Below are 22985 nucleotides of genomic sequence, written 5' to 3' on the forward strand. Positions count from 1 at the left end.
GAATACCTTGACAGGAGATTGAATGTGTTAAGTGCGGAAATATAAATGCGGAGGGAATGTGAAGGTCCTACCGCCTTTCGATTTCTGCTCCAACAAAATCTCTTTATTTGTATTCATGATTGCGAAAGCACCATTCGGATTGATAACTAGGTGGAGACTCATAAGCCGGTAGATATAAGAACCGTCGTTATGGATATTTTTATACCTTCTGTCTAGCTCCCACTCTACGGGTGCTTCTGAACGAAGGTCGATCAGTGTGGCGTCGATTGCGCGTTCGGTACTTTCTGAGGAATCAGTCAAAATATTCGTGAGAAAATTGAGAAGCAGATCCAATGAAGGTTTTTTAAAATGCCTCGGTAACTCATCACGAATATTAGCCCATTTTAGTTTGACGCTATAATCATCAGGGGCTGGCATGCTCATGTAAACAGCAGCGACCTTTATATCCGTAGGGAACTGATCTGCTGGAGGGTATTTTTGTTCAGTCATAAATAGCGCCGGTAATTAGGTAAGCCTAAGTGGATGGGTAGGTGAGAATAGCTCTAAAAATGCAAAAATCAGGGTGTATGAATTTTGTATGATGTACGCAACAGATGTTCCGGGCGGACTGATGGGCAATAAAGGATGGAAGATTAGGATGCTTTTATATTTTAGTAAGCCGATTACTAAGAGTCAGCTACTTAAAACTATAACTACTAAAGCAACCATAAAACAGGTGGCCCAGAAAACTGCGTTATGAGCCAAATTGGTGCTCTTAATGGAAGCCTGCGTTTGATAAGACCCCACGAGCTTCTCATAATTCTTGTGCTCGATTTCTCCACGAAGCTCGCTTGAGCGTTGGGTACTTATAGTAATAGCGCGAGCGTCGTTAGAAGTCTTGACCTTGCTTGCTATCTTTGTGGGCGACAGGGCTTGGTTAGTTTTTCCTGAAACACCAAAGATTTGATTGTGCCGGCTCACGTGATCCCCTGGTTAGTTTGACAAAGATTCATACTCTCTCAAAGCTTTTCTAAACTTTGTGAGTATCTTCGCACGAGTCCGCAATTTTGCAAATGTCTTCTCGGCGTCAGCAACAACAGCTTGCACCCATGCCGGTTCACGCTGGAATGAGGACATGTCGTAGGAATCAGACTTTCCCTTTTTTATATGCTTCGAGAGAACTCGAATACTAGATTTTGATTTTTCCTTAGGTATTACGTTATTTCGATGCCAAGAGATCTCTAAAGAGCTATCTTTTATACGGACACGACAGCCCAAGTAAGTTTGCTGATCCTTGGGCATTTCCTTTCGGGCAGTGAGCGATGTTTGATGGAAGTTGGCCGCAATCACATCTGCTTCGAGAGCAAGAAGGAGCAGCTGCGCTTCCACACCTTCTGCAGTGCTGAGCATGAAGGACTTGGCTGCGGCCTCAAAGTCGATGTCTACGCGATGCTCCCAGGGCTTCTCAAGCTCAGCACGGAGGTGATCGATATGAGCGCTGGGCGGCAGTGAGTTGAAAGAGGGCATAGAGGTTGATGGGAAAAAAATGTGTCCCTTCCCAAGATACTATCTTCTATGGGCTGGGAGAGTTATTTCCCATAGAAGAGGGCTGGTGCAAGAAAACTTCCCTGCTAAGGCCTTCTAGTAGATCATCGAGAAGGTCCTAGACACTACGTGCCAGGTGCTGGGATGTTCAGCTTTGCACGCACGCCCAAAGAGTGGGAAATATTTTCTGTTCTCCATATTCTATGGGGAGTGAGCATTGATGGCTGTGATTGATTGGGTGCTTTGTGTTGAACATCTATAGGCATCTGACCAAATCTACGTGATCCTATTTGGGCGGGAACCACATTGTTCCCTTCTTCTATGGGAAGTTTAGGAAAAATCCCGGTCTACGATCTGGGCCTAGAGTGCACCTCAGGCGCGAAGAATTCGAGCCTCGAAGGAGGGGAGCAGAGATACTGGCCGTTATCCTCTGGGCAACTCTTGGACTTCAAAGCGACTTAGAGAAGAAAATTTTTCGTTGATAGTTCCATTTTATGCATCTGTGATGCTATGATGCCAAGCGTTACAAGTCGTTTTGAAGTCGTATCATCAGGAGGGAACATGGCGAAAAAAGGTACTGAAGCAGCGGAGAATTCTGAATTTATCCTCGGTATGGATATTGGCTACTCGAATTTCAAGCTGGCCTTTGGCCATCGTGAATCGGATATGACAACATTGGTCCGACCAGTCGGGGCTGCCCCTCTGTCGCTGATGCCTCAGAAAATTGGAGGCGGCCACGGCTCCGACTTTGTACAGGTCCTGGTGAACAATGAGCAATGGGCTGCTTGTGTTGAACCAGGACGCATCCAAGGCTGGGAGCGGGAATTGCACGCAGACTATCCCAGCACGAACCAATATAAGGCATTGTTCTATGCAGCACTGGCTCTGACAGAGCAACCAGTGATTGATGTGCTTGTGACAGGTCTGCCAGTAGATCAATTTAAAGATGAAAACACCCGTAAAAGACTGAAAGATAAGCTGACGGGTAATCATCAGATTGCAAATCAAACAACGATCGAAGTTAAAAAAGTAGTTGTTGTTCCTCAGCCTGCTGGAGCCTATATGGACATCAGCGAAAGCGTGCAGGAAGATGAAATCGAAGCTGTCATCAATCAGGGCCGTACAGTAGTGATTGATCCTGGATTCTTCTCAGTTGACTGGGTATCTATCGCTGCAGGTGAAATGCGCTATAACTCATCTGGTACATCACTTAAAGCGATGTCAGTACTTTTGGATGATGCGGCAAGCCGAATCAAAGAAGAGTTCGGAGGTCAACTGAGTGTTGAAAAGCTAGAATCTGCAATTGTCTCTGGTAAGAATGAAATCCCTTTGTATGGGAAGATGGTCCCTATCAAGAGCTATGTTGAAGAGGCCATCAAGAAGATCCCAGACCTCGCGCTAACTTCAATGAAGAAGTCCATGCGAGAAGAGGGACTAGATGCTGACGTTATTCTTTTGGCTGGTGGCGGGGCAACCTTTTATAAAGAGGCTGCCAAGCGGATTTTTCCAAAGGCGCACATCATCATGAGTGCGAATCCCGAGTTGGCCAACGCTCGCGGCTTCTGGATGCTGGGTTAAAAGGAGTTGATAGTGTCTAAAGCAGATCAAAATGATTGGGATGGGAAACTATCAAATATTAAGGTTTCCAAGTTCTCGCATCCCGAGCTTTACGGGGACTTGGTAAAAGTCAATCAACGCGACAGAGGGGAAAGATTGCGCACTTTGGCAATGCTTGGCCTTCAATCGTTGAACCTCTCGGCCTTGGTAACTGGTGAACCATTAGCTGTACCCAGAAATGTGGAGCCGGAGAAGAATGGTGATGCTGGTTCAGCTGAGAAAAATGTGCAAGCAACTGAAGAAACCAATCAACCTCCATCAGATCGAACCGTGGGGAGAGTGAGCGTAAATAAAAGCCGCCGTGACGCATTACTAGGCTCAATGTGATGATGAGGATCAGCGTATTAGCTAGTCTTGCATGTGCTTTTCTGCCACTGCAGGTAAATGCACAAAATTGGTCTGAGACTGGAAAAGTCATCTACGTTGACGATGGAGATACAGTTGTACTGCTTCGCTCAGATAACTCACGGCTAAAGATACGACTGAGTGATATTGATGCTCCCGAGTCGATGCATGGGCACAAGCGGCCAGGGCAACCGCTCAGTCAAAAGGCTACAGACTATTTGAAGTCATTGGTACATGGGAAGATCGTCAATGCTCACTGTTATGAGTATGACCGTTATAAAAGAGGCGTGTGCACCATCACCATTGATGGTCAGTCAGTTAACTTAAAAATGGTAGATGCAGGCCTCGCGTGGGCGAATAGAGCCAACCCAAGGTATGTACGTGACACCCGTGTATATGAGGCGGAGGTAGTCGCTAAGAAGCAGGCAATGGGGGTTTGGAGTCTGCCAAATCAAGTTGCCCCTTGGAGGTGGCGTAAAGACTGCTGGAATGATGCTGCCTGTGAAGGAGCTGAGCAATAAAAAAGAGCGCTAGAAAATCTAGCGCTCTTTTTTTTATGACTTGATCAGGCTGCAATCATTTTTGCTGGTTCATTCATCGGGAGACGAGCTGCATCATGGCAAAACGGACACTCAATGTATGTGCGCTGATTGACGCTGGTGAAGTATGAGCATTTGCAGGAATTACACACTGAAAGAGACGCCATTTCACTACGAAGTTCAGAGGCCAAGCACCAGGCATCCGTGATCGTGAAAGATGGCCAGCGCCCGTTCTTCATGCTGGGAATTTCATTGCGCAGGGTGTGATAGAGGCGGAACGCTTTGACCAGCTCAGGGATCTGTACAGAGATAGTCACATCGTCCCCTCCCAGGTTGTAGTACAGCTGCATGAGCAAAGATGCCTGGATCTTTGTCGCGCTGTTGTGGATCAGTGTCGTGCCGCTCCGCATGGTGCCGTGGTTTTTTCTTGCTCCAGTACCTTCATCTTGCTCAAAACCACTATAGATGCGGCGCAGTTGTTTGTGCGTAAGGCCGGTTTCGATCATGATGATCTTCGTAATGAATCCAGCTTTAGTCATCTGCCGAGCGAGAAGCAACTGTGTGAGCGACGCCATCTGCGCTTTGGGTGCTATCTGTGTGGTTCTGGACATGTCTTCCTCTTATGCAGTTATCGATTGTTGGATTTTCTTCAGCAGGATGTACTGAAGGTTTCGCCTCCCGGAAATGATTTCGGCAATGATTGATTCGTCGAAACGAAGAGCAAAGCTCACTGCGAAATTTGTGGAAATACCGGAAAGCTGAATCAGCGTAGCGTTAGCGCACGCACGCACCAGGTTCAGGCCAACGCCAAAGGTCTGTGAAGCTGTTTCCACATCTTTTCGAGCCTGCACGCCCAACTGCACCCAGTAGAGATCTGTGCAATTGCTGGTGTCAGTGATCTCAAATGTCGGCTTGTAGTCCTTGTCTTCTATCCACTGGCAGATCTCGTGCTGGTTGGCGACCAGCTTAAAGCTCAGAACTGTGCCCGATGAAAGGTTTGAAATTGCTTCATCGGACAGCTGGGCCGCGAGTTCAACAGTGTGGCTTTTCAGGTTAAAGAGCTTGCCAGCCAGATCTGGGTTCTGAATGGCCACCTTTCTAAGAATGCCCCACAGCGAGGCATCAAGCTCTTTGACAGAGGGATCAGATTCCCCATACGTCAAGTCCTCAGCCCGGTCATCCAGCTCTTGAATTATGTTCGTTTGAAACATCAACATGTCATTAACCCAGTCGTTTCAAGTTTCTGTAGATGGCCAACACACGCGAGCCGTAGTTGCGCGCACGTTCAGGCTCAGTCCAGTTGTGATAACGGCCAATGCCCAGCTCAATGTCGCCGGGTGACGATTTCAGGGATTCGATGAGAATTTGATTTGCGACCCGTAGATTCGTGGGGGGGTCGAGCAGATCGGCTGCTTGCTTTACGCGGTGTCCATGCCAGAACAAATTCGTTTGGCACATCCCAATATCGATCTTGCGGCCATAAGCCTCAATCCATTCCGCCAGCTTCTTTTCTGCTTCTGCTTTCGTCTTGGCGTAATGAGATTGGGTAGAGCGCAGAGTCCAAGGCCAGGGGCTGATGTTTCCCTGGCCACGGCCAAAACCGGACTCAACGAGAGCAATCGTGTAGAGCAGAAGAGGGTCAGTGCCTGTGCTGGTTCCTTGTTGCTCAAACAACGACCCTCGCAACGAATCTGCAACAGAAGAAGTGTTGGTAGACGCGAGAACACCACCAGCAGAGCAGGCCAGGGGAAAAGTCAGAAGTGAAAGGATATGGCGACGACTGGGCAGGGAGGAGGTCGGTCGGCACAAGTGCAGAGACTGGGGCATGAATGCGGGTTATCCAAAATGCGTTTAGAAGTTCATTTTCCGATACTGTAAAATCGTATCAGAATGTCAAATCCTTGTAATGCAACAGTTAGTCTTTTTTGGGATAGACGTTTTGTTACGAAGGTACACAGTTGCCCGTACCCGAGGCGATGAAAGGCGCGATTCGGCTGAATCGAGATGTCAGATGTAAAAGATGCGCAGGAGAAAGCAGCAAGGGAGGCGACGTGGCCAACGATGCGAAGCTGGTGGCAGCAAGGCCACAGATTGATCCCTACCCAGTAGGGAAGCCTTTTCGGCAGAGAGAACCTGCAATGCAGGTGATGTGTGGCACTAGGCCTTGAGGGACTGCACTTCGGCAGTAGCAGCCAGTTGAGCTGAGCAAGCAGCGTGAGGTGGCTGTGAGATCATTATAAGCACAGATGGCCCTATATGGGCAAGTGACTGTTTCTGGTCAGATTCATGTAATGAAGTTCTGCATGGGCGGCTCCCGAAGTTGCATTTTCTGAAGCTGTAGTAAATTAGATGTACATGAAGAGAGAGAGGAACCAATGCTGAATTTCAACAAGATCTTCTTGGTGTATGTCCCCGGAATTGCTTTGCTGTCGCTACCTGTAGCACCCCTGTTGAGTGTGTACGCGCTGGGTGCATGTGCTCTGTATCTGGCTTTCTTGCTGTTGAAGTTCATCAACAAGTCGATGGTCGCCACGATCTTGATGTGGGTCGGAGCCTCCTACTTCATCGGTGGGTTCTTGGCATTATTTGGCTTCGCAATAATGCGAGGGATATTTGCAACCCTCAAAGGTGGTGTTTCTTCCAGCGATCTGGACTTGCTAGACCCTGTTGTCGCAAATCCACACTTGCGGAAAAGAATATTTCCAGGTCAATAGAAAAAAACCGCTTCTAGAACAGAAGCGGTTTTTTTATAGCTAATTACTTACCGGGAGTATTCTGAGTTGCGTTCCAGGCCTTCACATCTTTAAGAATAGGACCCGATTGCCCATCCTTAGATCCTTGGTGCACACCGGCATTGTATATATCCTTATACATGCTGAGTGCGAATCGGTTGTCCTTTTCCGACAAGATTGCTTCACCGCTCGAATTTCTGAGAATTTCTCCTGATGAATCCCTTTGCGCCAAGCTTTCACGAAGACCCTTATAACCGGCATCAAGTCCGGCTTGATCATTGAACTTTGCAGAAGCGAAAATCTCAGCCTGATATCCTGGTAAACCGTGCTTCTCTTGGGCAAAGCGTTTCGTAAGACCCTTCATCTCGGATTTATGATCATCCAAGAACCTTGCTGCAGTAGTAGCGCCGCCTGAGTACGCTTGGGCGAGGCCTTGGGCCATGAATGCACCGGTTTCCTCAATGCTCATATTCTTGGTGTGCTCTGAGAAATTAGACTTTCCAGTTCGCCATTCATTAAAAGCATTGGTCGCCTTGGCCGAGACACCCAGCAAGGTATTGCCGAGATAGCCTACTGCTCTTTCGCCTGTACTGCGATTCTTGAAATCTTCTTGGAACTGTTTGATTCCTTCGCCATTAGGATCGGCAAGAATCCGGTCATTCTGATCATTCGATGTCTGTATATTGGAGGCAGTGCTTTTCCCGAACTCCATGAATGAACTGCTCAGATCCTTAATTTGATCAAGTGTTCCCATGTCGCGTTGAGCAAAACTTGTGGAGCTTGATTTATTAATAATCTGATCTTTAATAAAATCGCTTTGATCATTGGCAACTCCATCAAGAGCACGGTTTCCGCTTGTAACCAATTTGCCTGTCCTACTTTGATGATCTGCAATGACAGATCCTGGCCCACCAGGTTGTCTCTGAGCTTGAGTTGTGACTGAAGACAACTTCCCATCATTAAAGTCAGGTGCGCCGGATACTCGTGATCGAATCTCTTCAGTATTGACACCTGTAGGCGCCTGATTTTTCAGATCAGTATTTCTGTTCGGATCACCTGTGAAATCAAGACTCCTACCAGTAGCTTGACCGATGATACGCATGCCTTCAGCTAAGCCAGCAGTGCCATTTCCATTTGCATAATTGCTAGAGTTTGTCAGTGCTTGAAGTTGTGCCGCATTGCGAGCTACATTTCTGTCCATGTTGTAGCTATTCGCAAATCGATTTTCCAACGCAATCGCTTCTTGCCTTACCGCTTGGGGTGCATTTTGCACAGCATTGTTCAATCTGCTCTCTGCTTCGGGAGATGCAGATATAGCACCCCCAAGAGTTTTCATATCTGTGCTGGTTTGCTGTCCCAGTGAACTTTGCATGTTCTGTAGAGAGGTAAGACTTTCAGTTGCAGCAATACTTTCCTGAGCTGATTGTGCGACTTGTCTTGATGAACTGTCAGACCATGATTTTGTGAAGGAATTACTACCTGAATCTACCGCCTGATGGGTAAGCCCAGTTGTCAGGGCTTGAGAATCGGATGTGGAGAATGAAACCCCTTGTACAGCCCTCATGACGCTATCTAATCTTCCTCCTTCGCTCGCCGTGTTTGATTTATCTGCCGAGAGTGCTGCGCTTAATGCTCCCTGCAGGCCTGCACCCTTTGCACCTGCGCCGCCCATTGCGGATAGAGTAAGAGCACCTTTAATTGCGTCTACCGTGGATTCACTTAACCCATATTGCTTACCAATTTCCCTAGCCTTGTTATCGATCATTTGGCTCTGTTTTGTGCCCATCGACGACACTGAGCGCCCTAAAGATTGCATTCTCTGGAACTGTTGCTGAGCACTTCCACCTTCGGTAACGCCACGAGAAACATCTTGCTTAAATGCATCTGACTTAGATTGCTGAATTGCAGAAGCTGAAGATATTCCGCTTGAAACGGCATCGCCAAAATTCATACTTGAATTTAAGTTCTCTGTCCCAGTTTTCTGTATTCCACTGAAGGAATTCCCGCTATGCATCGGCATCATGCTAACAAGTGGGCCACTTTGCAACGCATCGGGACTCGATAACTTCTCGTTAATATGATCGCTTCCGTTCACACGACCAGCAAGGCTTGTAAATGCATACGTGCTTCCAGTGACGATGAAGAGAGAAATAATTGGTGTGGAGGCAGCAAGCATGCCGCCAGTCGCAATCCAGTTCTGCAGAATTTCACCGGCTGTGTTTATGGCATAGAATGAATCAAGTCCAGGTAGATTAAGTTGAGCTATCTTATTTGTCGATATCACATGAATGTAGAGATTGACGACTGCGAGGACAGGCATCCAAAGCTGAATCCATAAAACAGTCAGGAAATACTTAACCAGCAATCCTATACCGAAGCTTCCCATCACCATGAGCATGGCCATTATGGGTGTGAGCGAGTACACGAAACCCTCAAAGAACGCCATCATTGGCCGCGCTACCGTAACGAACATTGACTGCTCAGTAGCCCATTGGGTATTACGTTGTTGTATAGCTTGGTTCACCATTACGGCTGATCCGAAGTCAAGCATGTCCTTGTATTTTCCAACAACAGCATCGTTGTACAGTGGCTCCAATATAGAAGCCTTCAGATATTCGTTTGCAGATGTAGACGCTTGACCAAGTGCCTGGATAGAGTCTTGAATGCGCGAAGTCGCTTGTCCAATATCAGGTCTGTTCAAGCCGATTGCTGCAGAGATAGCCTGTTGAACACGCATATCTGATATGGAGTCTAATGATGCGCTTAGATAAAACCACCCTTCAGAGCAGGTATATTCTTCTCCATCTATTTCCCCAGGATTTAAATAGATTCTTGTTCCGTAGAGTGATGACATGAAAGGAAGAACCTCCGTCACCTTGCCAGTCATCATCGATTCGACGGACACTAATCCTAAGTCAATTTTTGTAAGTGTACATTCGCGGATATAGTTGTCCCAGCTCTTTCTGATATCAACAGAACCACCGCCCATAGCATCATTCATTGCGACATAAATTCCCGATTTATCAAGATTTCGTCGGGTGTCATTGAGCAGTTTTAATGATTCTGCAAACTCCGTTCTTGTAATGCTCGGTGCGATGATGCTAAATCCGGTCGTGAATAGATCTGTGACCGTGTACCCGACATTGGAAATTACTCCTCCTGTGAATCCAATTCCTAACGGAACGTTGGCAACTACGCGCACATTCCCATCGTATGCATCTTCAATTGTCACGACTGTAGCGGGACCGAAGAAGCACATGTAGCAAACCCAGCAAACTAAAACTTGTTGAAATTCGATTTGCTTAGCACCTTGCAATAGCGACTTGACACAAATTATTAGAACGCCGAAAAGCATCCCAATCATGACGGCCTTTTCAAGATCGCCTGCACCTGTGATCATTGCAATGCCAATAAGTATTTGCTCTAGGAACGTCGAGTCACCTATTGAGTAAATCGTGAATGACATCATGATGTTTATGGCTTCGGAGCGGAGGTTAATGTGGAGAGTGCATACTTTTGCTTTCTTGAAATCTCCAGAATTGAGCGATATCGGTCAATAATTTTTGATAAGTCACCGTATTCGCCACGTAGGGCCGAATAGTCACTGTCAAACTTGCTTTTGGAAATATTAATTTCGTCAAGTAGTTGTTTTTTGTTAGCGGAGTCCGAAGAGCTAATTACAGCGAGCGCAACTCTGAAGAAATCATCGACAACCTTCTTCATCATTACTAATGAAATTGCGTCTGCCGAATCATTGGCGAACAAGACGGCAGAGTCATAAGAAACTATTGATAGGTTTCTTATGATCGCTCCCATACCACTAGGCATGGAAGTTGTGAATGCTTTCTCAGTTTCAGAAAGAACGCCACTATTGGTTGCATACTTGTAGATTACGCCTGGAGTTGTGCCCCCTCCGTGAAGCAAATCAACAATCTTGGTTCTCATACCTTTGATGGCTACTCTCTTGGTGGTAGGGGAGTAGCATTGATCATCACCATTACAAGTATAAATTTCAAGATTTCCACCTTGGATAAGGTCTTTAAGAGTAATGAGTCCGCCTGGGAGCGTAATGATCGGGTTGGTATTTTCCTCGCCGGAAGAAGTCCCCGTTTTGTCATTCACCATGTCACCAACAACAATCGAGCCTGTCATAGACATGATGGTTTCTAGCAACTCTGTATCGCCGTATGTAAACCAAGAGCTAGCATAATTCTGTTTCATGGTTTTCCACAGAATATTCCCAGTCATTCTTTTATAAACTTCAGGCGATTGATCCCTGATTTCTTTAATTGGTGTTTTTCCGCCTGTTTCTTGCTTTGTAGAGAAGAAGTCTTCAAATAGACCACTGGCAGAACCCATGAGCGAAGCATCTGTTTTGTTCTTGAGATCCATACCGGAAGTCAGGTCATTAACAAACCCTTGCGCAAGTTGGCAAGAATTACCAAGATGCTGGTTGAGTTCCTGAATCTTCTTCTGGAAGGATTCAATCCATTTCGCCCCATCGGGAAATACATTGTCTAGTGCTAATTGGAATGCGTAGCCTTTGGCATTGGCTGCAACCGCTCTCAATAGTTGGACCAACTGCTCTGCATTAATAAAGCTGAATGATCCACCAAATAAATCAACGCCTCCACATCCGGCTTTCCATGATGGGGGTGTGAACGCAACCAAATTCGTATCGTAGATCTTTGATTTGGTAGTGAATCTCCCCCCAGAAAGAACGCCACGACGTTGTGATTCATAAACACCAGGAGGGGTCACATTCGTCATCTGGCCGAAGACGCCATCAAGCTGTGACTGCAGGCCACCAGCGTTTAACAGAGTAGGGGATAGCGATAGAGCAACAGCTGCAACAGATAATTTGAGTTTCATGATATTTATTACTTGGTATTCAGGCGGGTTCTGATGTATTCCATCAGTTTGCTTGGTTCAACAAAATTGGATTTGCCATTTGTCTTTTGCTGAATCGTTTCTAAGTCTTTACCAAAAATCGATGGATCTAATTTCTCTGCAATGTTGTTATCTGTCGTGTAGATTGGCTTCGTCTTTTTATACTCTTCTTCAGAAACCCAGCCATTCCGTTTGGCAGCAATAATAATTCTGTGCTTCATCTCAGGAAGAGAGAGTGCCCCTTGCCCAATTGGCTCAAATTTACCACTTGGTGAAACTAAGAACGTTGCAGGAAAATTGACGATATTTAGAGTTTTAGCATGGCCACTATCCGTCTTGAAATTTGGGAATATGTTGTCTTTGAGTGGTCGTCCAGTTACCGAGATTGGAACGATAGTGAATCCTTGAGCCTCTAGCATCTTCACAATAGAGGCTTGAAGGTTGCTATATTCGTCATCTTTAAAGAAGAAAAAGATGCCAGCACGTTGAGCAATAGAGTCGATGAGGGCACTTTTCTCTTTACCTGCCTCTACATCTAGCTTTTGAGATGCAAACGTCGCTGCAGGACGCCGTGAAATTTCATCCAGATATGGATCACCCAGTACGGCCATCTCAGTAGCATTTGAAAACTGCTCCGACCTATCGATTGCAAATCGCTGGAGATACATGAATGCGCGAACGTTCTCCACTGTCGGGTTGTCCCAGGCCGCATCCTTGTACTTGGGGAGGTTTTCGCGCACCCAAGCGGCTGAGAAAGGTGCTGGCCCTTTCTCCACTGCTGGAGGAACAGATGCAGGCTTTGCAGGTGGTGACTGTGTTGGTGCTGCCTGAGGCTTGGGTGGTGGCTTAGGAGGCTCTTCTTCTTCATCCTCAGGCTCTGGGGCATACCAGAACCATCCTTCGCTCTTGCGGTCGTAAAAGCGAACAAGGGTCTCTTCGATCTGCTGTGCGTATGCTTGCCCAACCCCCATACAGATCGCGTTGGCCAGGGCAATCAGAATGCAGCTACGTTGAAATGCAGTGGTTTTCATCAGTCACAATTCCTCTTGTGACTGATCGTATGGATATGGCTATCTAGGCATGCATCAGCCTCTGCCCTTATAGGGCTGTGCAAGCGCCATAGCTATTCTGTGTGCATCCCTTTTGGCTCAAACCAACTATCCAGTCTATTGCTACCTCGGCAGTGGTGATGAACGTGTACTTTTTCGCATGCGAAAAATCATGCTGTCTCCATCTCGATTTTTGCCCGTGCTCGCCGTCTTTGAGCGACTTGGTTGAGGATGATTTCAATGATTCCGTTGATGATCAGCACTCGCATGGCGCGAGAGGAGCCAACGTACAACAAATTGATTTCGTCTTCACGAGTCTCTGGCTCCATATCTGGATCGAAGATATCTGGGTAGTCATCAGTCAGTTGCACAGTGTCCCATTCCAGACCTTTACTCCTATGCGCTGTGGTGACAGTGATTGAGGCCTCCATTTCTTCCTTAACAGTGAGGCTCTTGAGGTGATCAATCATTGCAGGGATGTCTTCGGCCGCGTATGTTTCCAGAATTCGTACTGACCGTTGCATCTCATGGTCCTTGGTCTGCTCTGCGGCTTCCTTATATTCCTCATAGTCCTTGTAGTCGGCTTTGAGCTTCTTGTTTTTTACGTTTCCGAGTTCACCACGGCTAAAGTGGTGCAGATCTAGGAGATCCTGCACTTTGTAGTTTTCAATGCCTCCGACCCAGAAGATTGATTCGCCGCGAGCTGCAGCTGCAAGAGCGGATTCGAGTACGCCCATCACTGTTCTGGAGACTAAGCATCGATGTTCAGTGCCCATAGGAACGTGGAAAGTAACCGTGTCTGCTTGTCCACGGCCAACCACAGGAACTGTTTCACCCTTCAGCTCAAGCAGCGCATTCGCAACGATAGCGACGTTGGGGCCGAACCGGAAACTATTGGTCAAGTACAAGCGCGGAACATCATTGAGAAGAGGGTGGTCGAGGGCGTTCACCGCGCCGCGATATCTGAAAATCTGCTGGTGTTCATCGCCCACAAGGGTGAGTTTGCAGCTCTGAGAAAGGACAATCTGGCTAGTGACGGGGTTCGCGTCCTGAGCTTCATCAAAAAGTATTCGCTTGTATTGAAGGCTGAGGTCTGGCATCGAAAGCTGATAAAGCTTCAGATAGCAGTCGTGAACTGTTGGAAATGGGTCGTCAGGGTCGCACATCCGAACCCAAACTCTCTCAGCTGCATCAACTACTTCCGCCTGGTACTGAACCATCTTGGTGGTGAGGTTGGGCTTACCGTTGAATCGAGTGAAATGATCGCTGTAGAACTTCATGTCAGCACTGCACATGAAATTTGTCAGGACATCCAAGACATCCTTCACGAATGCCCAGTTGCTTGTGTCAAGAGCGTTGGCCAGCTCGCGTAAGGGAATGTTCCCGTGATGTGAGATCTTGTGCTTTAGCAGCTTTCCGAACTTGGGGAAGGCAAGCTGATGTGATGTCTTGCAGTCAACCTGTCGCTTAGGGAAGCGCTGTGCAGCTGCATCGCGGATGGCGCGGCTATACGCTAGGTAGAGCATACGCTCGCGGGGGTAAGCTTGGGCGATCTGGAAAAATGTTGTCGTCTTTCCAGATCCTGCCCTCGCTTTCACGACAAGGCGCGAGCCGGAGAACTGAATAATGCGCGCTTGTTCAGCGGTTGGTCTGATTACCATCGGTTTTCTTCCTAGGCGTCTTTGTAGTAGCCGGGAAGAGGGTGCCTTGCCTGAGTCTCAGAATCAAAGATTCGATATCGCGGTTGCGCTTCTGTTCTTCACTCAGCATGTGCTCTAGCATGCCGATCTGCTTGTCCTTGAGGCTCAACTGGCCATTGGCATAGCTAAGCTTATCGAGTGCATCACGCACTTCACCCTTCAGCACCAGCGATTCATCACGAAGCTCAGCAGCCCGCTCTTCCTGGGCCTTGATAGTCGTTTCCAGCTCGATAGTCTGCCTGCGTAAGGCATCGATCTGCGACTGCGAAGAGGCACCGTTTTGGGCTGCTTGGTCATATTTGTCCTGGAGAGCCTGCTGGTCATGTTCCACCATTTGAAGCGCGCGCTCTTTAGCTTGAAGATCGAGTTCAAGCTTCTCGATCTCTTCTTTGCACTTTGCCAGCTGGTCTTCTAGTTGATCTATTTTTTCGCTGTTGCTGTTGGCCATGTCGATGGCCTGCTGCATGTCTTCATTGATAACTGCCTCTCGGCTCCGCAGTTGCTCGCGCTCGGACTGGACCCGCATTTCAGCTCCATCCAACGCGGTACGCCATAGTTTGCGGACGAGAAAATCAGCTTCCGAAGCCATGAAATCTGGCAGGACCATTTCCTCAGTTGGCGCTTCCTGCAGATTTGCGCTTTCCCACTCCTTCAGAAAGTTGGAGATAGTTGTGTAGCTGCCACCCCCGATGATTTGATGAATAGCCGTGATACGCGGAAGCTTGCCCGCTTTCACAAGCTCATTTGCGGCGGTGAATACGTCCTCTTTCGTAGCTATGCGTCTGGCCATGGCAATCCTCACTGTATGTAATACCGTATTACCATAATTATCGTATTACGATAGAAAATCGCAACAGGATTTTTATCAGCTACTACACGCGCAACAAAAAAGCACCCCGGAGAGTGCTACGAAATTTGGAGCTGCTTCAAAGGTAATCGATGACTTCACTGGCCTTGCGTCTGCGTTCATCAGATCTCTTGTCGTAACGCTGTGTCGTCGTAATGCTGGCGTGGCCAAGGTTGTCTTTGACCGTGATGATGTCGATGCCCTTTTCAAAAAGGGTCGTTGCATAGGTTCTTCGAAGGTCATGGGGCGCGACATTCTCAATCCCGGCCTGCAAACTGCGCTCATGCAAGATGTGATAGACGGATTGACTCGACATCCTTTCGGAAGTCATGGCACCGTGACGACGAATACGAGTGAACATCGGGCCGTCTTGAAGATCAGCGGCATCCAACCAGGCAGTGAGGCGGGTCCATGCTCCAGCTGGGATAAATGCGATTCGTTCCTTGTTTCCCTTTCCAATGACTTTGAGAATTCGATCCTTCCGCATGAGGCTTGCTACGTCCAGGTTCACGATCTCAGCTCTGCGCAAACCGCATCCAGCAAGGATGGCCAGCATTGCGCCGTCACGAAGGCCCAACTTCTTTTCATCTTCATCACAAGCCCGAAGCAACAACCTGACTTCCTCTGGTTGAAGTGCGCGCCCCTTAGGTAGACGGGAACCTCGAACACCTTTGACATCCTTAATGTGCTGGAATTCCTCAACGTCCAGCTGGTGAAGAATCCAGGCCTCCTTGCACACTCCTTTGATCGCGGCCAAGTAGGTGTTCACCGTGGCTGGAGCTTTGTCGCTACCGCTCAGCATTGAAACAATGGCCTGTACATGGTGTCGGCGCAAGCTACCCCACGGGCAAGTTTGCAAATCGGTGAATCCGATGATCCTGGCCACGTTGTTGAGGAACGATTGCATCGTGACCTTGCTCTGGTCTGATTGCAGAGAGAGCAAGTATGCAAGCGCCGCGTTTTGGCCTGCAGTAGATCGGTCTGAGAGCTTCAAAAATCCTGTTTTTTGCAAATCCTCGGCAAGGCCATCAGAAGGCGCTATGGCGAATTTTCCTTGTTCAACGTCCGATTGCATTGGGTGCTCCGAGATATGCGCTTACACGCCGTTCTGACGAGCCTCTTTTGGGACTCATCTAACCTCTACTTTTCAAAAGAATCATTTTAATAAGTAGAGCTATGTTTGAAAAGCTCACTGTTATCGTGAGCTATCGGCCATGCGATTTGGTCATGAGCGCACATTCATTCTGTCGCGCCATCACAGAATGCATCAAGTCTGTGCGCTTGGTACAGAGTAAGACTTAGATTGTGGGAGCGCAATAGATTCATACGTTGCTGGCGCGCTTGAACAGTGTGGCCAGGATCTTCATTCCAGTCTTGGCATCCGTGATGACCACATATCTATGGACAGATGAATCGTGCCCCCAGATTTCAACCTCATTGTCAGGTCCATACTTTCTGCGCTTATGCTCGATAACGCGGGGATCGAGTGGGATCTTGTGAAGATCTTCATGCTGCATCCTGTTGATGAGGGAAGCCCATGGGTTCTTCATATCAGCTGCTGAGTGATACTGAACATATCGATCAACGGCATGTTCGGTGATGACCAATTCACCAATCCTGGGTGTCTGAACAATCTCCTGAATACGATACTCTTTGGGATTTATCGTGATCTTTGTGAGTTTAGCGCCATCATCGTGATTGATTGGTGACTCAGATTTGATATTAATTTTGGCACCAGCGAAACGCCCTCCTTCCTGCATGAATGCTGCAAACTTGAGCAGATGCTTCTTATCGGATCTATTGAGGGAGAGCTTCTTTATGGCACCTTTGGATACATTGAGTTCAAATGCTTTTCCGCTATCAGGAATGCGGTCAAAGACAGCTTGATTGAATACCAGATGACGAATAGCTACTAACTCAGCGGCCAACTCGATGTCCTCAATCGGGTGCGTAAACTCTACAGTTAGTACACCGAAGTTACTTATACCTACTCGCCACAAAACAAAAACAGAGCGTTCATCGCTCTGTTTTTGGGAGTAAGTAGTCAAGCGCATCATGGCGACTACCCTTTTGCTTTAGGCTTTATCGTTCGAACTTTTGTCGATCAGCAGATCATCGAGATTGCCGCCTGCAGCGATATGTTCTTTCACCCAGCTAGGCTGCATGCCGCGACCTGTCCAGGTTTTTCCATCCTTGGCATATTTATCCGCGACCTTCCCGCGAGGCTTTCCTGCCGAAGATCCACGAGACTTTGACTGGAGATCTTCGATGGTGATGCCGTAGTCTTCCATCTTGGCTTTGATGTCAGAAATCACGCCCTGCACTTCCTTCAGGCGCATTTCTTCTGCTTGGCGAGAGAGTTCTTCAGCTTGAGCCAGGAGTTCTTTGTACGTTGCCATAAGTATTACCCTTCAGGTTGTGAATTACAGGGCAGAATACTAACTCAAAAAATGATACTGTCAAAGTTAAATTCAAGTAAAGTTGCTCAGAACCAAAAAAAAGCCTTCAACCCCTGTGAGGGCTGAAGGCTTTCTATTAGATAGTGGCGAAAGATCTAGCTATAAAGCTCTTCAAGTTCGCAACCCTAGGGAACCCTAAGATACCTTGCGAGAGCAAGACATCATTCCAGTCAACCCCTTTAGCTTTCGCTGGTATTGGCATCGATGGCATAAGTATGTGAACGTTCAGCCCGAGTGCTTTCGCACGCTGGTACAACACGTTTGCAGCAATTTCGCCACGAACAGACTTATCCTTGTCAGCCCATATCAGCAAGGTATGAACAGACTCAGGAATCTCAAAAGTTTCCATGAGCTGAGCATTGACGGACGACCAAGTAGGTATCTTTGTCGCTCGATATGCAGAGAGTGCCGTCTCCAGTCCTTCAGCTATACCCAGTACTCCCCCGCAAGAAGGATCACCGAGTCTTACTGCAGATCCGTTGACATCCATATCGTCAGGGATGCTCATCATCTTCTTCACCTTCTCTACCTTATGACGCTGGCCAGCTGAATCCTTATAGGACACTGCGAGCTTTTTGCCATCCTTATTCAGGTAGGTTCGATGGAGAGTAACAATTTCCCCCTCTGCATTGCGGATAGCACAAACAATCGCTGGAAAAGATCCCAACAGAGTATTCTTGTTATCCACTTCTTCATAGTAGTCCAGGGCAGGATGAAAGCGCATGTCGGCCGCAGCACCTTTGGCCAGCTCATTGAAGAGCACGCCACGAGACTGCAGGTAGAGACGCATGGGTTCAGCGGTCGCAGATGGGAACGCCACACACTGATTCCAGACCTTCTCTATCTTCTCGCTGGCATAAGCCTTCCCTGCCGCTTTCGCGGCCAGCACGTTTGCTGCACGCTGCTGCGCTTCTTGCAACCAACCAGGCGCGGCCAGAGCCTTGTTGATGGGCACGACCTTCTGATGGGCTGCAATTGGCTCAGCACTGACTTCATCCGCAGTTTCTACGGCTTGTTTCGCAGAGGTTACGGCCACAGGTGAACCGTTGCTAACCTGAACATGCTTCACAACGCTGCTTGAAGCCTGGGTGCTTTTCAGACGAGTTTCCCCGATACGAATCACTTCCCAAGTATTGCGATGAGTCTTGATCTCCTCTTCCGTAATCACACCGTCCTTGTCTTTTTTCTCGACAACAATAGTGACGGGGACGCGCCCCAGATTACTCAAAGTGATACTGTCACCGTAAGTGGCTCCGCTCTCTGCCAGGGCACGCTCAATGTCCACACCCCAAAGGGTACGTTCAAGATTGTTCCTGTAACGCAGAATTGCGTAGAAGCTCAGCTCATTTTCATCCTTGAACTGATACCGCTCTTTACCGAAGGCAATCAAAATTCCATCATAGAACTTTGCTTTCTTTGGGTCATGAGCGACCACTAATTCAAGTCGCTTTGTTTGAGTTGGTTTTGCAGTTGGAAGCCCCAATGCTTGACCCACTTCATCAATAGTTTCGGAAAATGACCAGTTGCGTAACCACATCAGAACTTCAAATCCATTCGATAAGAAACGGATACTTGGATCATTGTGGAATGCAGCTCCAGTCACGTCAGCATCAGGCATTAGGCGGAATCCATCAGTGCCCCCTTTTATTGGGCAGGGAACATGACGGCCAACTCGCTGAATTGCGTGGCGCAGCTCAGGAGCTAGGTTTGCGAAAATAGCCAGCCAATTTTCATCAGCAGCCTTTTTGACAACTTCTTTATCGTAGTTAGCCATTGTTAGTCCTTAGAAAATTAACTGGAATTGAGGCTTCATTAAAGCCCTGTATAGGGATTTAATGAAACCCCCACACCAGTGGAACCAAGGAGTAGTCCCGCAAGGGACTTATCCCTGGCAGGGTTTTGATTTAGTTCAGGTAGCCAAGCTTACGCATGACAACTTGAACTCCTTCACGGATGCGGTCAGGGGACAGCATTTCTTCACGGCAGAGTACGAGGAACGAAAACGGATGTATTTCGTCTGACATTAGCCATTCGTAGTTCTCTTGCCTGGTTTCAGGGCTTGTCCGCCCATCACCTAGCAATCGAATATTTTCATCAAAAAACGCTGTGCGCAATTTATCGATGTCATCATCAGACCATACGAATTTCTCCGTATTGTCTAAGTTCTCTTCATCGACTTCATCGTGCTCTGAGGTTTCTTGAACATAAGCCCCTGTCTCTGGTGCGCAGATATCGAAATCAAGCGACAAGCTACTTATGAGGCTTTCAATATTCTTGTTGCAGGTCTTCAAGGACAAATATGATTTGCCATGTTCACTGTATGAATATTGCTGAGAAGTCATCGTTTGATCCAGAAAATCAAACGACATTTGCCCCAGTTCCGGTTTGTGGATTGAGGGAATCATTGCCATGGCCACACTCCAAAAATGAAGGCCATGCCCCCGTTAGGAGGCATAGCCCCCTTAGGGTAGAAAAATTCACAAGGCTAGCTTGTAAACACCAGTTTCCAGACGTTCGAAGTATTTTGCGTCTTGCAATACCTGTCGGACTTTCGCCCTCCAATGTACGTTCTCTCTGAACTGTGCAAATGGCTCAATAGCTTCGTAAATCTGGTTTAAATCCATAGAGGGTTTCCCTTGCAGGACTCTACGAACAGCTGCTTTCCATGTAGTGGCAATCATATTGATTGCTTTTCGATGGAAATTTGATAGCAGGATCAACGAGTGACTTGCATCACGACGAAAAACTAAAAGCTTTTCGTGCGCAATACGAACAATGTTGCCTGAATATTGTCGTGAATCACTAATGCAGTTGTGCTGCACTTTGATGATTTCATCGACCAGTTTGCCTGGAGCGATACGCTCCACAAGACTTGAGAGATTGTAGTAATCCCCGTTTCTGCGGAGATTGCCCATCAATATCCCATAGTGTCCTTTTACTTCGCAGGCATCATGAATGTTCATGACAGCAAGCTCTAACGACTCAACAAATTCATTTAGCTTCATGCGGCTCATGTCCCATTTGTGTGGTTCATTGCCCCATTGACTTCCTGAATACTGAATCATGTCCCAGTAAGCTGGGTGCCACCAGATCAGATTCGCTTTCTCTCCCAAGAAGGAAGAGAAGTCATCAGTCAGCAAATTAAAGCCCTGATGAAGGTCTGTGCCCTTGAAGCGCACTCCAAGTGAAGCGGCTACATCGGCGCTCGTTCCGCCTCCAATGCTTGGATCTGCAACGAGGCCATTCTGATCTTTTAGATAGGACTCGATAAAGTCCTTTATGACGTACCCTGAGCAGTTGCCACGGTACTTGTTGTCACCATAGTTTCCCCGGTTTGGGTAGGAACAAATCGAGTTTGAAAACATGCGTGCCTTAATCAATTGAGGGCACGCCACCCATGGGAGTGCATGCACCCCAAGGGTTGATAAAATGCTGTTTGTTTAAGGAAGCCAGCTACTTCACTTTTCGTTCCAAGAAGGAACAAAACCACATTACTAATACCAATGCGGGCATTGGTAATGGGTCTTAGGTCTAGTGGGCCAATTCCGGTTCTTGAACTGGAGTGACGTTCGATTTGACGATCAAGGTTTCGCGTTTCGCCGTTTTGGGATGCTTACGATGCCTAAAATGATGGCCGTTGCTGTCACTTCCCATGTAGTGCCAGCAATCACCAGTTTCTTGGTTCTCGCAAACATGATCGCCAGAATTCAATTCTGCCTCGGATAACCCTCCCCACATCGCTTGCCATTGCTCCGTGTTGCGTTCAATGAAGAACGGGACTTCCTTCATCAGTTCTCTCCTGTCTTTGCTGTATTGCGTAAGTGCATTGTCTGCATAGACAGGAAAAGGCATCACCATGAAGCTGCCCTATTTGGGCAGACCTAAAAAATAGATCAAGCTATTACTGAGTAGCATTCAGGCAGGCTACTGGACTGGAAACGGGTTGCGTTCATCCCTTGGGGCATTGAAGTCGTAGGTTGGTCGTCTATCGATTTCGAATAGGCTGCGGTCCTTGCCATCTATCCATCTTGGAGGCTTGCCGCGACCGCTCCAAGACTGGCCAGTGTCTGGGTCGTAGTACCTGGCCACGGGTTCCTTCTTAGCTGGCTGCGGGAGTGGGAACACTTGATGCACTGTGAAGCCGAAAGACTGGACCAGCTCTCTTACCTGGATAAGAGCGTCAGTCTCTTCCGAGGCGCGAGCTTGTGCAATTTGCTTGTCTAGCTGGGCAAGCTCAGCTTTCAGTTGACTGTAGGATTTCATGAGAGTGTATGTATGCCCGAGATGGTGATCGACGTGCACTGTGAGCGCAGGCTCTTCATGCATGGGCAAGTCGGTTCAGAAATAAGAAAGGCCACTCCCAAGAGAGTGGCCAGTCTTTTTTGCTGCGTAACGTCAACTACGCTTTATTTTTTACCTTCACGCTTCTCTTCATCGATCTGACGCTGAGCGCCGATCGATCCAACAATCAGGAACACTCCAATGCAGAGCATGCTGATGGCGAGGGGACTGAAGAGGTGATTCATGGTGTGACCTTTCGTAGATGGGTTGTCAGCTACGGCTTATGAAGCCATTTTCTCACGAGTTTTGAGAACTGTCACTGCACCCTCAAGCATCACTGCAAAGGCGATGATGTCACCGATGGCAGTCGCAGTGTCTCCAGCTGCGAAAGAGTCAACAACGGCTTGGGCTACTTCGATGGCGTAGTAAGGAACCACGACACCGGTTACAAGGAAAGTCAGACGAAGCGAAGACGCAATGGCCTTCACCGTCATCGTTACCAGTTGGAAAGTTCCTGCAAGCAGGATGAAGATGTATGGCAGCAGAAGCAGTGCCACATTGATTTTTAGCATAGGCGAATCTCCGTAGAAATTGCCAAGGCGCACCCGCTAGGGTGGCTAAACCCTGGCGGATTGTTGAAAGACACTCATTGATCGAGCATCAAGTTGTCGTCGCAACTCGCAAGACTGAAGCGTCATGGACGCTATAGTTTTTGAGTTGAGATCGGACCTGGTACAAGTCAGCTCGACCGTGAAGCAAGTTCACGAGGCTGACATATGTTGCCGGGATGCGATGGGAGATCGCATTCAGCGTTAAGTGGTGTCTCGGTCATGCCGAGCACTAGAGATGCTGTTTATTTATGGAGGCCAGTTACCTCGGGGTCTCCTCGTTTTCAGTGCAATAAGTGACGGTACGCAAAGCTAGCACTGGCGCGGGGGTGGTCTGGGTAGACCGTTGATTTCATTGACTTTCCTGTTCGCTTTGTAAACGGGTATGGTGGCC

Annotated in this window: 24 protein-coding genes; 5 read left to right on the forward strand and 19 right to left on the reverse strand. The window is 47.8% G+C overall.

Annotation, left to right across the window (positions count from 1 at the left end; translation table 11 throughout):
* Positions 1 to 27: 27 nt before the first annotated feature.
* Together FSY45_RS20435 and mobI are read right to left on the reverse strand one after the other, a co-directional pair.
* Positions 28 to 489 carry a hypothetical protein gene (locus FSY45_RS20435; RefSeq protein ID WP_148748346.1) on the reverse strand — a complete coding sequence of 154 codons (462 nt, stop codon included), beginning with the start codon at positions 487 to 489 and terminating at the stop codon, positions 28 to 30.
* A 483-nt stretch (positions 490 to 972) separates the two neighbouring features.
* Positions 973 to 1506, reverse strand: coding sequence for a conjugative transfer protein MobI(A/C) (mobI, locus tag FSY45_RS20440; protein ID WP_148748347.1), 534 nt, complete (start codon positions 1504 to 1506; stop codon positions 973 to 975).
* Between the two features lie 579 nt (positions 1507 to 2085).
* On the opposite strand from mobI, the gene FSY45_RS20445 reads away from it, so the two are divergent.
* The 3 genes from FSY45_RS20445 to FSY45_RS28505 are packed head-to-tail and all read left to right on the forward strand — an operon-like array spanning position 2086 to position 4007.
* Entirely contained in the window at positions 2086 to 3102 is a 1017-nt protein-coding gene (locus tag FSY45_RS20445) for a ParM/StbA family protein (protein WP_046462408.1), read from the forward strand.
* 12 nt (positions 3103 to 3114) lie between these two features.
* On the forward strand, positions 3115 to 3468 hold the full coding sequence (locus FSY45_RS20450; RefSeq protein WP_148748348.1) for a hypothetical protein: 354 nt from the start codon (positions 3115 to 3117) through the stop codon (positions 3466 to 3468).
* 2 nt (positions 3469 to 3470) lie between these two features.
* A complete protein-coding gene (locus FSY45_RS28505; RefSeq protein WP_370512844.1) occupies positions 3471 to 4007 on the forward strand; it encodes a thermonuclease family protein in 537 nt (178 codons plus the stop codon).
* Positions 4008 to 4051: 44 nt separating this feature from the next.
* Here FSY45_RS28505 and FSY45_RS20460 read toward each other — a convergent pair whose 3' ends face one another.
* The 3 genes from FSY45_RS20460 to FSY45_RS20470 are packed head-to-tail and all read right to left on the reverse strand — an operon-like array spanning position 4052 to position 5852.
* On the reverse strand, positions 4052 to 4636 hold the full coding sequence (locus FSY45_RS20460; protein WP_222864877.1) for a FlhC family transcriptional regulator: 585 nt from the start codon (positions 4634 to 4636) through the stop codon (positions 4052 to 4054).
* A gap of 9 nt (positions 4637 to 4645) precedes the next feature.
* Positions 4646 to 5236 carry a hypothetical protein gene (locus tag FSY45_RS20465; protein ID WP_148748350.1) on the reverse strand — a complete coding sequence of 197 codons (591 nt, stop codon included), beginning with the start codon at positions 5234 to 5236 and terminating at the stop codon, positions 4646 to 4648.
* Between the two features lie 10 nt (positions 5237 to 5246).
* Positions 5247 to 5852: a transglycosylase SLT domain-containing protein gene (locus tag FSY45_RS20470; RefSeq protein ID WP_122974988.1), complete on the reverse strand. Its 606-nt coding sequence runs from the start codon at positions 5850 to 5852 to the stop codon at positions 5247 to 5249.
* A gap of 548 nt (positions 5853 to 6400) precedes the next feature.
* Between FSY45_RS20470 and FSY45_RS20475 the strand changes: the two genes are divergently transcribed.
* A complete protein-coding gene (locus FSY45_RS20475) occupies positions 6401 to 6739 on the forward strand; it encodes a hypothetical protein (protein ID WP_034367755.1) in 339 nt (112 codons plus the stop codon).
* A 43-nt stretch (positions 6740 to 6782) separates the two neighbouring features.
* Here the strand turns inward: FSY45_RS20475 and FSY45_RS20480 are convergent, their stop codons facing one another.
* From FSY45_RS20480 to FSY45_RS20540, 13 genes are all read right to left on the reverse strand, one after another.
* Positions 6783 to 10226: a conjugal transfer protein TraG N-terminal domain-containing protein gene (locus FSY45_RS20480; RefSeq protein WP_148748351.1), complete on the reverse strand. Its 3444-nt coding sequence runs from the start codon at positions 10224 to 10226 to the stop codon at positions 6783 to 6785.
* Between the two features lie 5 nt (positions 10227 to 10231).
* On the reverse strand, positions 10232 to 11629 hold the full coding sequence (locus FSY45_RS20485; RefSeq protein ID WP_148748352.1) for a conjugal transfer protein TraH: 1398 nt from the start codon (positions 11627 to 11629) through the stop codon (positions 10232 to 10234).
* A gap of 8 nt (positions 11630 to 11637) precedes the next feature.
* Positions 11638 to 12678, reverse strand: a complete 1041-nt coding sequence (gene traF / locus FSY45_RS20490) for a conjugal transfer protein TraF (RefSeq protein WP_148748353.1) — start codon at positions 12676 to 12678, stop codon at positions 11638 to 11640.
* A gap of 188 nt (positions 12679 to 12866) precedes the next feature.
* Positions 12867 to 14357, reverse strand: a complete 1491-nt coding sequence (locus FSY45_RS20495) for a UvrD-helicase domain-containing protein (RefSeq protein ID WP_148748354.1) — start codon at positions 14355 to 14357, stop codon at positions 12867 to 12869.
* Entirely contained in the window at positions 14335 to 15186 is an 852-nt protein-coding gene (locus tag FSY45_RS20500; RefSeq protein ID WP_148748355.1) for a DNA-binding protein, read from the reverse strand. Before FSY45_RS20500 ends, FSY45_RS20495 begins: the two co-directional genes overlap by 23 nt.
* Before the next feature lie 136 nt (positions 15187 to 15322).
* The gene (locus FSY45_RS20505; protein WP_148748356.1) at positions 15323 to 16318 is read right to left on the reverse strand and encodes a tyrosine-type recombinase/integrase; all 996 of its coding nucleotides are present in this window, start codon (positions 16316 to 16318) and stop codon (positions 15323 to 15325) included.
* A 247-nt stretch (positions 16319 to 16565) separates the two neighbouring features.
* Complete coding sequence (locus FSY45_RS20510) at positions 16566 to 17300, reverse strand: hypothetical protein (RefSeq protein WP_034367742.1); 735 nt, start codon at positions 17298 to 17300, stop codon at positions 16566 to 16568.
* Positions 17301 to 17318: 18 nt separating this feature from the next.
* Complete coding sequence (locus FSY45_RS20515; RefSeq protein WP_034367740.1) at positions 17319 to 17642, reverse strand: H-NS family nucleoid-associated regulatory protein; 324 nt, start codon at positions 17640 to 17642, stop codon at positions 17319 to 17321.
* 136 nt (positions 17643 to 17778) lie between these two features.
* On the reverse strand, positions 17779 to 19476 hold the full coding sequence (locus tag FSY45_RS20520; RefSeq protein ID WP_034396053.1) for a toprim domain-containing protein: 1698 nt from the start codon (positions 19474 to 19476) through the stop codon (positions 17779 to 17781).
* A 130-nt stretch (positions 19477 to 19606) separates the two neighbouring features.
* Positions 19607 to 20113, reverse strand: a complete 507-nt coding sequence (locus tag FSY45_RS20525; RefSeq protein ID WP_052052718.1) for a hypothetical protein — start codon at positions 20111 to 20113, stop codon at positions 19607 to 19609.
* 66 nt (positions 20114 to 20179) lie between these two features.
* The gene (locus FSY45_RS20530) at positions 20180 to 21067 is read right to left on the reverse strand and encodes a DNA adenine modification methylase (RefSeq protein WP_148748357.1); all 888 of its coding nucleotides are present in this window, start codon (positions 21065 to 21067) and stop codon (positions 20180 to 20182) included.
* A 166-nt stretch (positions 21068 to 21233) separates the two neighbouring features.
* Positions 21234 to 21560 carry a hypothetical protein gene (locus FSY45_RS20535; RefSeq protein WP_148748358.1) on the reverse strand — a complete coding sequence of 109 codons (327 nt, stop codon included), beginning with the start codon at positions 21558 to 21560 and terminating at the stop codon, positions 21234 to 21236.
* 66 nt (positions 21561 to 21626) lie between these two features.
* Positions 21627 to 22028 (reverse strand): H-NS histone family protein, encoded by a 402-nt coding sequence (locus FSY45_RS20540; RefSeq protein WP_341271512.1) that lies wholly within the window; start codon positions 22026 to 22028, stop codon positions 21627 to 21629.
* Positions 22029 to 22084: 56 nt separating this feature from the next.
* Between FSY45_RS20540 and FSY45_RS20545 the strand changes: the two genes are divergently transcribed.
* Complete coding sequence (locus tag FSY45_RS20545; RefSeq protein ID WP_131367695.1) at positions 22085 to 22270, forward strand: hypothetical protein; 186 nt, start codon at positions 22085 to 22087, stop codon at positions 22268 to 22270.
* On the opposite strand, the gene FSY45_RS20550 is transcribed toward FSY45_RS20545, so the two are convergent.
* Entirely contained in the window at positions 22265 to 22555 is a 291-nt protein-coding gene (locus FSY45_RS20550) for a hypothetical protein (protein ID WP_034367731.1), read from the reverse strand. The genes FSY45_RS20545 and FSY45_RS20550 overlap by 6 nt on opposite strands.
* Positions 22556 to 22985 lie beyond the last annotated feature (430 nt).

It is taken from the genome of Comamonas sp. Z1, from assembly GCF_008121555.1.
GTDB classification, from domain to species: domain Bacteria; phylum Pseudomonadota; class Gammaproteobacteria; order Burkholderiales; family Burkholderiaceae_C; genus Comamonas; species Comamonas thiooxydans.